This is a genomic window from Acidocella aquatica, assembly GCF_030160635.1.
Lineage (GTDB): Bacteria > Pseudomonadota > Alphaproteobacteria > Acetobacterales > Acetobacteraceae > Acidocella > Acidocella aquatica.
The window spans coordinates 64,624-76,266 of the sequence record NZ_BSOS01000073.1; the positions used below are offsets into that span (position 1 = coordinate 64,624).

An 11,643-nucleotide genomic window follows, 5' to 3' on the forward strand; every position below is an offset into this window, starting at 1 on the left:
TGTAAATTATAAGCGCGCTTATAATGTAGTCCGCTATGAGCCCAGAATTCGATCGAGATATGTTCATACTGCTGCATGACGTGGCCCGGCTGATCCGCGTCGAAGCGGACAAGCGCGCCCGCGTGATGGGCATGACCCGCGCGCAATGGAGCCTGCTGCTGCGTCTCGCCCGCAATCCCGGCCTCAGCCAGAAGGAAGTCGCCGATCTGCTGGAAGTCGAACCGATCTCGGTCGCCCGGCTGGTGGACCGGCTGGAAGCCGCCGGCCTGGTGGAGCGCCGCGCCGACGAGCAGGACCGGCGGATCTGGCGCCTGCACCTGCTCCCCAGGGCCACCGCCAAATTGGAGGAAATCACCCGCCAATGGGAGTGTCTCGCCGCCTTCATCGTCGATGGCATTCCCATCTCCACCCGTGAGACCATCATCAATGGCCTGCAACATATGAAAACCAACCTATTGCAGGTCCCGCCTGCCACCACACTCAAGGAGTCGGCATAATGTCCCAGGCAAACACCGTCGCACGGGAAAAATCCGCCCAGCCGGACCGGCCGGGTGCCGCGGCGGTCCGGCGCATCAACCGCAACCGGCTCCTGCGCCCGGTGCTCATGTTCGGTGGCGTGCTGGTGGTGGTGATCGCAACACTTATCTTCTGGCTCACCAGCGGGCGCTATGTCAGCTCCGACGACACCTATGTCGACGGCGCGAAAGTCTCCCTCTCCACCGATGTCTCCGGCCTGGTCGCGCAAGTCTATGTGCATGACAACCAGCACGTCACCGCTGGCCAGCCGTTGTTCAGCCTGAGCCAGACCGGCTTCAACATCGCCGTCGCCGCCGCGCGCGCGCAACTGGCCCAGGCCGTGCTGGATGTGAAGGCCGCCAAGCGCGGCTATGCCCAGGCAGTGGCGCAAATCGGCCAGCAAAAAATCCAGGTCGCCAAGGATCAGGCCGACCTCGCCCGCTTCGCCGCCGTGGTCCGCAATGGCGGCGTCACCCGCTCAACCTTCGATGACGCGCAGTTCGCCCTTTCCGCCGATCAGGCCAAGCTCGATGAGCTGCAACAGGCCGCCGGCCTGCAACTCGCCAAACTCAACGACAACGCCAACATTCCCGTGGAAGACACCCCCGGCTACCAGAGCGCCGAGGCAGCCCTGAACAACGCCCTGGTCTCGCAGAAGGACAGCGTCGTGCGCGCCCCCTACTCCGGCTATGTCACCCAGGTCGAGCAGTTGCAGCCGGGCATGTATCTCGCCGCAGGCACCGCCGCCTTCGGTCTGGTCTCCGATACCGACGTCTTCATCACCAGCCAGCCGAAGGAAGACCAGCTCACCTGGGTGCGTGACGGCCAGAATGTCACCATCACCGTGGACAGCTACCCCGGCCAGACCTGGAAAGGCGTGGTAGAGAGCATCAGCCCCGCCAGCGGCTCGGAATTCTCCATTCTCCCGGCGCAGAACTCCTCGGGCAACTGGGTCAAGGTGGTGCAGCGAATCCCCGTGCGCGTCAAAATCACCTCCGGTCCAGATGGCTTCCAGCTACGCGATGGCATGAGCGCCGAAATCTCCATCGACACCCAGCATCACAGGCATCTGTCGGACCTCTTCTGATGTCCGCGGAACAACCCGCCGCCGGGGAGGAGATTCCAAACCGAACCCTGCTCACCGTCTGCCTGATGATCGCGACGCTGATGCAGGCGCTGGACACCACCATCGCCAACGTGGCCCTGCCCTATATGCAGGGCACGCTCTCGGCCTCCTACGACCAGATCACCTGGGTGCTGACCTCCTACGTCGTCATGGCGGCGATCATGACCGCCCCGGTCGGCTGGCTCTCGGCGCGCTTTGGCCGAAAAAACCTGTTCATCGCCTGCCTCGTGGGTTTCACCATCACCTCGATGCTCTGCGGCCTCGCCGGGTCGCTGAGCCAGATCGTCGTCTACCGCCTGCTGCAAGGTGCCTTTGGCGCGGCGCTGGTGCCGCTCAGCCAGTCCACCATGATGGACATCTACCCAGCCGCCCAGCGCGGCACCGCGATGTCCGTCTGGGGCATGGGCGTCATGGTCGGGCCGATCCTGGGCCCCACGCTCGGCGGCTACCTCACCGCCAATTTTGACTGGCGTTACGTCTTCTTCGTCAACCTGCCGTTCGGCATCGCCGCCATCGCCGGGCTGGCGCTGCTCATGCCCAAGGTCAAGCCGCGCGGCACCAGCAAATTCGACTGGACCGGCTTCACCGTGCTCTCAATCGGCCTCTCAGGGCTGCAGATCGCGCTGGACCGCGGCCAGGAGCTGGACTGGTTCTCCTCAACCACCGTGATCGGCTGTTTCATCATCGCGGCGCTGGGTTTCTATCTGTTCACCGTGCATATGCTCACCGGGCGCAACACCTTCATCCCCCGCGCCGTGTTCGACGACCGTAATTTCCTCGCAGCCCTTATCACCATGGGCTCGGTCGGCATGGTGCTGCTGGCCTCTTCCGCGCTGCTGGCGCCCTATCTGGAAAACCTGGGCAACTACCCGGTGGCCACCGCGGGCCTTATCATGGCCCCGCGCGGCGCGGGCACCATGGCCGCGATGCTCATCGCCGGGCGCCTGGTCAACCGCACCGACGCGCGCCTGCTCATGCTCTTTGGCTACATCGTGCTCGGCTTTTCCATCTACATGCAGATCGGCTGGACGCCCGATGTCACCCAATCCTACATAGCCCTCACCATCGGCATCCAGGGTTTTGGCCTGGGCTTCGTCTTCGTGCCGCTACAGGTCGTCGCCTTCTACACGCTCCCGGCCGAACTGCGCACCCAGGGCACCTCCCTGCTCAGCCTGGTGCGCAACGTCGGCAGCGCGGTGGGCATCTCGGTCACCTCCGCGCTGCTGAGCCGCGCCACCCAATATGTCCACGCCAACCTGGCGCAATTCATCACCCCGTTCAGCCGGCAGCTACAGACCGGCGGCGCGGTGAGCCAGCTGCTCAACCCCGCCACCCCCCGCGGCGCCGCGCTGCTCGACTCCATGATCAACACCCAGGCGCAGATCATTGCGTATATGGATGACTATAAATTCATGCTGTTCAGCACCATCCCCGCGATGGCCTGCCTGCTGTTGATGCGCCGCCCCGAGATCAGCCGGCCCGCCGCCCTCGACCACGCCGCCTTCGAATAATCCACCCGCCGCGGCTGTCGACAACCCAGCCTTAACTGCCGCATGGTAGCGCTGGAGGACACGAGCATTGGCGGATAATTTGCAGACCGAAATCATGGTGATCCGCCAGAGCGGATTGTTTCTCTCGCCGTGGTATCTCTCGCAGCACCGCGAGGCCGAAGCCCGCGGCGAGGACGGCGTTTCGCATTTCTGCCAGATCGGCTGGCGCCAGGGCGCGCGCCCCAACCCGTATTTCGACCCCGGCTGGTATCTCGCCCAAAACCCTGAAATCGCCGCCGCGAATGTCAACCCGCTGCTGCACTACATCGCCTTCGGCGACGCCGAGGGCCGCGACCCCTCGCCCTATTTCTCCGTGCGCTGGTACCGTGAAACCTACGGCCTGGCCGCGCGGGACCTCTGCCTGAAACACTACCTGGACCGCCGGTTCACCGGTCAGGTCAACCCCGTGCCGCTGTTCGATGCCGCCCATTACCTGGAACATAACCCAGACGTCGCCGCCGGCGGCGCTGACCCGTTCGAGCATTTTCTCGTCTTCGGCGCCACCGAGGGCCGCAACCCCTCGGCCGCGTTTGACATCGCCTTCTACCTCAACCGTTACGCGGGCATGCTGGGCGGGCAAAACCCGCTGTTGCACTACCTCGCCAACCGCGAAAGCGGGATGTTCATGCCCGCCCGGCCCGAGCACGAAGGCCTGGTTCCGGCCGCCCTCAAACACGCCACCCGCCCCTCGCCGCATTTCGAGGAATTGCGCCCCCTCCCCGCCCATGCCAAGCGCAAAGCCAAGCTGCTGGCCTATTACCTGCCGCAGTTCCACCAGATCCCCGAGAACGACGCCTGGTGGGGCAAGGGCTTCACCGACTGGACCAACCTCGGCCGCGCCCTGCCGCGTTTCGTTGGTCATCTGCAACCGCGCATCCCGCGCGACCTTGGCTATTATTCGCTGGACAATCCCGCCACCCTGCGCCGCCAGATCGAGATGGCCAAAGGCGCCGGGCTTTCAGGCTTCGTTTTCTACACCTACTGGTTCAACCGCCACCGCCTCCTCGAGGCGCCGCTGGAGCAACTGCTCGCCGACCCGAGCCTGGATTTTCCGTTCTGCGTGATGTGGGCGAACGAAAACTGGACCCGCCGTTGGGACGGCCTGGAAAACGAAGTGCTGATCGCGCAGGAATATCTGGACAGCGACGATGCCGCCCTCATCGCCTGCTACGCGCGGCTTTTCGCCGACCCGCGCTACATCCGCATCCAAGGCCGCCCGCTCTGGATGATCTACCGCGTCACCCTGATCCCCGGCGCCACCGCGCGCATCGCAAAATGGCGCCGGATGTTCCACGAACTGCACAACGAAAACCCGTTGATCGTCATGGCCCAGAGCCTGGGCGATTACGACCCAGCGCCCTACGGGCTGGACGGCGCGGTGGAATTCCCCCCTCACAAGCTCAGCCAGGAAACCGAGCGCCTCAACGGCACGCTCGACCTGCTGGACCCTGATTTCATCGCCACCGTGCATGACTACAACGCCATCGCGCAAACCTCACTGACGATGAAAACGCCAGATTACCCGCTGATCAAAACCATCGTCCCCGGCTGGGACAACGACCCCCGCCGCGAGGGGAAGGGATTGGTCCTGCACGGCGCCACGCCGGACAAATACCAGGCATGGCTCGAGAAACTCATAGACCAAACCACACAAAAACCATTCCACGGCGAGCCGGTCCTGTGCGTGAACGCCTGGAACGAATGGGCCGAGGGCGCCTTTCTGGAGCCTGACGTTCATTTCGGCGCCGCCTTCCTCAACGCCACCGGCCGCGCCATCTGCGAGCGAGACACCGCCGAATTCGCCGCCGGAATCCTGCTCATTGGCCACGATGCGCAGCCGCACGGCGCACAGCTTCTGCTGCTGCACCTCGCGCGCCGCCTGCGCCGCCAATGGGGCATCAAGATCCACCTCCTGCTGCTCGGCGTCGGCCCGCTGCTCGGCCCATATTATGAGACAGCCGAGGTCAGCGTCGCCTACGACAAAACCATCATCGGCAATCTGCTCGACAAATACCGCGCCGCCGGCATCCGCACCGCCATCGTCAACTCCGCGGCCTCCGCGCGCGTGGTCCCCTGGCTGGAACATCGCGGCATCCGCGCCACACTGCTGGTGCATGAAATGCCGCAGTTGCTGCAGGAATATAACCTCGAAATCCAGGCCCGCCTCGGCGCCGCCGCCGCCAGCCATCTGGTGTTCTCCTCCAGCTACGCCGCGGCGACATTCAGCGCCGCGGTCAATCTGCAAACCACGAACAGCATCATCCTGCCACAAGGCAATTACCAGAACATGACGTTCGACGCCGCCGCGCGGGAGCGCACCCGCCGCGAGCTCAACATCGAGGACGAAGACTTCCTCGTGCTTGGCGCCGGCTTCGCGCATATCCGCAAGGGGTTCGATCTCTTCCTGCAACTGGCACGTAAATTCACAGCCTTGCGCGGCGGCGTCCATTTCGTCTGGGTTGGCGACATCCAGCCCGTGCTGAAAACCTATCTCGCCCCGGAAATGAACAAGCTGATCGCCACCGGCCGTTTCCACCACATCCCCTTCACCGAGCGCATCGCCGAATATTTCTCCGCCGCTGACATCTTCGCCCTCACCTCGCGCGAGGACCCCTACCCGACCGTGGTGATGGAAGCCCTCGCCTGCGGCGTCCCTTGCGTTGCCTTCGACGAATCCGGCGGCATCCCCGAGCTGCTGCGCCGCGAGAAAGCCGGGCGCGTCGCCAAACTCGGCGATGCCGAGGATTTCCTGGCGCAGATGACCAGCCTGCTCGACCATGAAAAACTGCAACTCCTCCGCCCGCGCCTCGCCGCCATGGCCGCGCAGAAATTTGACTTCCCCGCCTATGTGGAAAAACTCCTGCGCCTGAGCCAACCCGGCCTGCAAAGCGTCAGCGCCGCCGTCATCAACTACAACTACGCGCGCCACCTGCCCGAGCGTCTGGATTCAATTTTCGCGCAAACCTACCCGCTGGCGGAAATCCTCCTCCTCGACGACGCCTCGCCGGACGACTCCCTTACCATCGCCCAGGCCACCGCGGAGGCCGCCAACCGCGAGATCCGCATCATCGCCAACAAAAAAAACGCGGGCTCCGTCTTCGCGCAATGGCGCCGCGCCGCGCGCGAGGCCAAAGGCGAATTCATCTGGCTCTGCGAGGCGGACGACAGCGCCGCCCCCAGCTTCCTCTCGCGCCTGATGGAAGCGATGAGCGGCGCCAAAGCCCCCTTGCTCGCCTTCACCGACAGCCGCGCCGTGGACGAGACCGGCAAACAGGTCATGCCCAGCTACCAATCCTATTATTTCGATTCCGGCGTGAAGGAACTCGCAGCCTCGGGCCTATGGGACGCGCAGGCCTTCGCGCAGCGCATCCTCACCGTGCGCAACCTTATCCCCAATGTCAGCGCCGTGCTCTGGCGGCGCGAGGCGCTGCTGGCAGCGCTTGATAACCTGCCCGAACTCGAGACCTGGCGCCTCGCCGGGGACTGGCTGCTCTATCTCACTTTGTTAGCCGGGCAGGCGGGCAGCGTGGTGTATCTGGCCGAACCACTCAACACCCACCGCCGGCACGCCGGCGGTGTCACGCAACGCCTCTCCCCCAAGGCGCACGCCGCCGAAATCGCCGCCATGCATAAAATCATCGTGAAAACCCTGAAACCCGGAAAATCCACCCAGGCGGAACAGGCCGCCTACCTCGCCCGCGTCACCGCCCAGCTCAACGCCGCCGCACTCAACACAACCGCGGCAAAACCCGCCAGAGCGGTTGCGCGCAGGCGCAATGTCTGATTGAACGGCCCCGTCAAGATCGCCTTACACCAGGATGTTGCATGAAAATTCTTCTCACCGGCGGCTGCGGCTTCATCGGCTCCGCCGTCATCCGGCACGCCATCGCCGCCAGCCAGCATGAAATCATCAATATCGACAAAATGACCTACGCAGCCTCGGAAGATGCGCTGGAGGCGGCGCTGGCCCACCCCCGCCACACGCTCATCAAAGCCGACATCACCGACTCCGCCGCCATGCGCGCCGCCTTCGCCACCCATCAGCCGGACGCGGTGATGCATCTGGCCGCCGAAAGCCATGTCGACCGCTCGATCGACGGCCCCGCCGCCTTTATTCACACAAACGTCACCGGCACATTCACCCTGCTGGAAGCCGCCCGCGAATATTACGCAACCCTCTCCCCAGCGCGCCGCGAAAGCTTCCGCTTCCACCATATTTCCACCGATGAGGTTTTCGGCGCCCTGGCTGATGAAGACCCGCCGTTCAACGAACACACCCCCTATGACCCGCGCAGCCCCTACTCGGCCACCAAGGCCGCGTCGGACCATCTGGTCCGCGCCTGGGGCCACACTTATGGTCTTCCCGTCATCGTCTCCAACACCACCAACAACTACGGCCCCTGGCAGTTCCCCGAAAAGCTGATCCCGCTCATCCTGATCAACGCGATCGAGGAGAAGCCCCTGCCCGTTTATGGCGATGGGCAAAACACCCGTGACTGGCTGTTCGTTGACGACCATGCGCAGGCCTTGCTCAAGGTCGTGGAATCCGGGACACCCGGCGAGACCTACTGCATCGGCCCCCGCCAGCCGCGCAAAAATATCGACGTGGTGAAAGCCATCTGCGCCATTCTGGACGAGCGGCGCCCCAGCCCCAACGGCCCGCGCGCGCGGCTCATCACCTATGTGCGTGACCGCCCCGGCCATGACCACCGCTACGAGATCGACCCCAGCACCGCTGAAGCGGCGCTGGGCTGGAAGGCCGCGCATGATTTCGAACGCGGCCTCGCCGCCACCATCGACTGGTATCTGGCCCACGAGGATTGGTGGCGCGCCATTGCCGCCAAAAAATATTCCGGGCAGCGCCTGGGAGGAGAAAAAGCATGATCACCAAGGGCATTATCCTCGCCGGCGGCTCCGGCTCGCGCCTGCACCCCATGACCCAGGCAACCTCCAAACAGTTGCTGCCGGTCTACGACAAGCCGATGATCTACTACCCGCTCTCCACCCTGCTGCTGGCCGGCATCCGCGACGTGCTCATCATCTCCACCCCCACCGACCTGCCGCAATTCCAGCGCCTGTTCCATGATGGCTCACATCTGGGCGTGCGCATCACCTATGCCGAACAGCCCACCCCGGATGGCCTCGCCCAGGCCTTCATCATCGGCGAGGAATGGATCGCCGGCCAGCCCTGCGCCCTGGCCCTGGGCGACAACCTGATCCACGGCGACCATCTCTCCACCCTGCTGCGCGCCGCCGGTGCGCGGCCCGAGGGCGCCACCGTGTTCGCCTATCAGGTGCGCGACCCCGAACGCTACGGCGTGGTCAGCTTCGACTCTCAGGGCAAAGCGATCGAGATCGTCGAAAAACCGAAAAACCCCACCTCCCCCTGGGCGGTCACCGGGCTGTATTTCTACGACCACCGCGTCACCGAATTCGCCCACCAGGTGAAACCCTCGGCCCGTGGCGAACTCGAGATCACCGATCTCAACCAGCTCTACCTGCACGAGGGCACGCTGCATGTTGAGCGCCTGGGCCGCGGCACCGCCTGGCTGGACGCCGGCACGCCAGACTCCCTGATCCAGGCCGCCACCTTCGTGCAGACCATCCAGAGCCGCCAAGGCAATCTGGTCGGCTGCCCGGAGGAAGTCGCCTTCCGCATGGGCTTCATCGACGCCGCCCAGCTCAAAGCGCAGGCCCAGCTCATCAGCAAAACCGAGCTTGGCCGGATTTTGCAAGACATCGCCAACGGAATACACCACTGATGAAAATCGAACCGCTCAACATCCCCGAAGTCCTGCTCATCACCCCGCCCAAATTCGGCGACTCCCGGGGCTTTTTCTCCGAAACCTGGAGTGCCGCCAAACTCGGCGCGCAAGGCTTCAACGAGCATTTCGTGCAGGACAACCACAGCCTCTCCGCGCAACCAGGCACCATCCGCGGCCTGCACTGCCAGCTCGCCCCCAGCATCCAGGGCAAACTGGTCCGCGTCATCAAGGGCGCGATCTGGGATGTCGCGGTGGACATCCGCCACGGCTCGCCCACCTACGGAAAATACGCCGCCGCAATCTTAAGCGAGGCAAACTGGGCGCAGCTGTGGATTCCCGGCGGCTTCCTGCATGGCTTCTGCACCATCGAGCCGAACACCGAGGTGATCTACAAAGTCACTGGTGATTACGACCGCGCCGCCGAACGCGCCGTCATCTGGAACGACCCCACCCTCGCCCTGCCCTGGCCCGTCGAGCCCGGCAAAGCCCTGCTTTCTGACAAAGACATGGTGGCCCCGCGCCTCGCCGATTGCGAACCCTGGTTCAATTACAAATGATCCTCATCACCGGCAGCACCGGGCAGCTTGGCCAGGAATTGGTAAAACTGTGCCAGGAACGGGGCATTGCCTTCCGCGCCGTGGCGCGGCCCGCGTTTGACTTTGAGCAGCCGGAAAGCGTGGCGGCCTGCTTTGCCACCGCAAAGCCTGACCTCGTCATCAACGCCGCTGCCTACACCGCGGTGGACAAAGCCGAAACCGACCAGGACGCCGCCCGCGCCGGCAACCACACCGGCCCGCTGCAGCTCGCGCAATTGTGCGAAGCCGCCAACATCCCCTTCATCCACGTCTCAACTGACTATGTGTTCGACGGCGCCAAAGGCGCACCCTATGTTGAGAGCGACCCCACCAACCCCACCGGCGTCTACGGCACCACCAAACGCGACGGCGAAGCCGCCATCCTGAACAACACGACTGCCAAAGCCATCATCCTGCGCACCGCCTGGGTCTACGCCGCGCACGGCAAAAATTTCGCCCGCACCATGCTCGGCGCCGCGCGGCGCTTCCCCACCCTGCGCGTGGTGGCCGACCAGCGCGGCACCCCCACCGCCGCGCCGGACCTCGCCCAGGCGATCCTCGCCATCGCCGCCCGCCTGCAACAAACCGGCTGGCGCCCGCAATACCACGGCATTTTCCACGCCACCGGATCAGGCGAGACCACTTGGCACGGTTTCGCCACCGCCATCTTCGCGGAAGCCGCCGCCAGCCAAAAACCACCGGAGGTGCAGCCCATCACCACCGCCGACTGGCCAACCCCCGCCCGCCGCCCCGCCGATTCGCGGCTTGATTGCGCCAAACTCACGCAGGTTTTCGGCATCACCCTGCCTCCCTGGCGCACCAGCCTGGGACCAATCGTGCAGCAATTGCTGACCCTTGACCCCCCAGGCTGATCGCCCGCCGGGACTTTCATGCGGCAATGCAACATAGATAAGGCTGATTCATTGCCTAGAGCCGCGTTGCCTCTGTATAACGAATCGCGAAGACATGGTTTATTAAGGACACGAAACAGCGCATGATCAGAGCCATATCTCCCATGCCCGAACGCGCCAGCCGTGGTGCCGGCTGTTGAGCCGCAACTCTCCCGCCTCTGTCCGGCCAACCATCACCATCCTGCTTTCAACCTACAACGGCGAACAGTTTCTAAAGGCGCAACTCGAAAGCTTCACCGCGCAGCGCTACACCAACTGGGTTCTGCTCTGGCGTGATGATGGCTCCAGCGATGCCACCACCGCCATCATGCGCGACTTCACCGCCAGCAACCCCGGCCGCTGCACGCAAGCCGCCAGCTCCGGCCCGCATCTGGGTGCCGCGGAGAGTTTCCTGACCCTGCTGCGCGAGAGCCACGGCGCCGAGATGGTCGCCTTTTCTGACCAGGATGATGTCTGGCTGGCCGACAAACTCCAACACGCAATGGAATCACTGCGCTTCGCCGGCAACGAGCCCGCCCTTTACTGCGCCCGGCAATATCTGGTGGACGCAGCCCTGCGCGGCACCAAACTCTCCGCGCTGCACGACAACACGCCGGGCTTTCCCGCCAGCCTCACGCAGAACATCGCCAACGGCAACACGCTGGTAATGAACGCCCCCGCCGCCACCCTGGTCGCCGCCCTGGGGCGGCCGGAGGGCACGGTGCATGACTGGTGGAGCTACATCGTTGTTTCCGCCTGTGGCGGCCGGATCATTTACGATCAGCGGCCACAGGTGCTCTACCGGCTGCATAAAAACAATCTGATCGGCTCGGCCCGGCCGCTACCCGCCCGCGCGCTTGCCGCCATCCGCCGCGGCCCGAAAATATTCATGACCATGATGCACCGGCACGCCGACATTCTGGCCTCCAGCGCCAACCAGCTGACCCCTCAGGCCCGCCACGACCTCAAAACCATCCAATCCGCCCTGCAGGGCGGCGTTATTCCCCGGCTCGCGGCCCTGCGCTGCACGCGCTTCCGCCGCCGCACATTGCTGGAAAACCTGCTGTTCAGCCTCTGGTTCATCACCGAAAAACCCGCCGCAACGCGGGCGGCAAACAATTTTGGGCGCATGCCGGGCCAGATCGCGCCAGAGCCCGATGATCTGAGATTAAACCGCCCCGCGATCCAATCTCAGACCTGAATCCACCTGCTAGAGCGCGA

General features: G+C 64.3%; 9 protein-coding genes. All 9 read left to right on the forward strand.

Features of this window, described 5'->3' with window-relative positions; all coding sequences use genetic code 11:
• The first annotated feature begins 35 nt into the window (after positions 1–35).
• The 9 genes from QQJ84_RS13205 to QQJ84_RS13245 all read left to right on the forward strand — a co-directional run bounded on the left by QQJ84_RS13205 (position 36) and on the right by QQJ84_RS13245 (position 11,623).
• Complete coding sequence (locus QQJ84_RS13205) at positions 36–497, forward strand: MarR family winged helix-turn-helix transcriptional regulator (RefSeq protein ID WP_284258731.1); 462 nt, start codon at positions 36–38, stop codon at positions 495–497.
• Positions 497–1,603: an HlyD family secretion protein gene (locus tag QQJ84_RS13210; RefSeq protein WP_284258732.1), complete on the forward strand. Its 1,107-nt coding sequence runs from the start codon at positions 497–499 to the stop codon at positions 1,601–1,603. The genes QQJ84_RS13205 and QQJ84_RS13210 overlap by 1 nt, the downstream gene beginning before the upstream one ends.
• A complete protein-coding gene (locus QQJ84_RS13215; RefSeq protein WP_284258733.1) occupies positions 1,603–3,153 on the forward strand; it encodes a DHA2 family efflux MFS transporter permease subunit in 1,551 nt (516 codons plus the stop codon). The genes QQJ84_RS13210 and QQJ84_RS13215 overlap by 1 nt, the downstream gene beginning before the upstream one ends.
• Before the next feature lie 67 nt (positions 3,154–3,220).
• Entirely contained in the window at positions 3,221–6,976 is a 3,756-nt protein-coding gene (locus QQJ84_RS13220; RefSeq protein WP_284258734.1) for a glycoside hydrolase family 99-like domain-containing protein, read from the forward strand.
• A 41-nt stretch (positions 6,977–7,017) separates the two neighbouring features.
• Positions 7,018–8,076 (forward strand): dTDP-glucose 4,6-dehydratase, encoded by a 1,059-nt coding sequence (gene rfbB, locus QQJ84_RS13225; protein ID WP_284258735.1) that lies wholly within the window; start codon positions 7,018–7,020, stop codon positions 8,074–8,076.
• Entirely contained in the window at positions 8,073–8,954 is an 882-nt protein-coding gene (gene rfbA, locus QQJ84_RS13230) for a glucose-1-phosphate thymidylyltransferase RfbA (RefSeq protein ID WP_284258736.1), read from the forward strand. Before rfbB ends, rfbA begins: the two co-directional genes overlap by 4 nt.
• Positions 8,954–9,514: a dTDP-4-dehydrorhamnose 3,5-epimerase gene (gene rfbC, locus QQJ84_RS13235; protein WP_284258737.1), complete on the forward strand. Its 561-nt coding sequence runs from the start codon at positions 8,954–8,956 to the stop codon at positions 9,512–9,514. Before rfbA ends, rfbC begins: the two co-directional genes overlap by 1 nt.
• Positions 9,511–10,404, forward strand: a complete 894-nt coding sequence (gene rfbD / locus QQJ84_RS13240) for a dTDP-4-dehydrorhamnose reductase (RefSeq protein WP_284258739.1) — start codon at positions 9,511–9,513, stop codon at positions 10,402–10,404. The genes rfbC and rfbD overlap by 4 nt, the downstream gene beginning before the upstream one ends.
• 175 nt (positions 10,405–10,579) lie before the next feature.
• Complete coding sequence (locus tag QQJ84_RS13245) at positions 10,580–11,623, forward strand: glycosyltransferase (protein ID WP_284258741.1); 1,044 nt, start codon at positions 10,580–10,582, stop codon at positions 11,621–11,623.
• The last annotated feature ends 20 nt before the right edge of the window (positions 11,624–11,643 follow it).

Excerpts from the sequence above, each read along its gene's own strand:
- QQJ84_RS13205 (WP_284258731.1), top strand. The coding sequence starts at position 36 with ATGAGCCCAGAATTCGATCGAGATATGTTCATACTGCTGCATGACGTG.
- QQJ84_RS13210 (WP_284258732.1), top strand. The coding sequence starts at position 497 with ATGTCCCAGGCAAACACCGTCGCACGGGAAAAATCCGCCCAGCCGGAC.
- QQJ84_RS13215 (WP_284258733.1), top strand. The coding sequence starts at position 1,603 with ATGTCCGCGGAACAACCCGCCGCCGGGGAGGAGATTCCAAACCGAACC.
- rfbB (WP_284258735.1), top strand. The coding sequence starts at position 7,018 with ATGAAAATTCTTCTCACCGGCGGCTGCGGCTTCATCGGCTCCGCCGTC.
- rfbA (WP_284258736.1), top strand. The coding sequence starts at position 8,073 with ATGATCACCAAGGGCATTATCCTCGCCGGCGGCTCCGGCTCGCGCCTG.
- rfbC (WP_284258737.1), top strand. The coding sequence starts at position 8,954 with ATGAAAATCGAACCGCTCAACATCCCCGAAGTCCTGCTCATCACCCCG.
- rfbD (WP_284258739.1), top strand. The coding sequence starts at position 9,511 with ATGATCCTCATCACCGGCAGCACCGGGCAGCTTGGCCAGGAATTGGTA.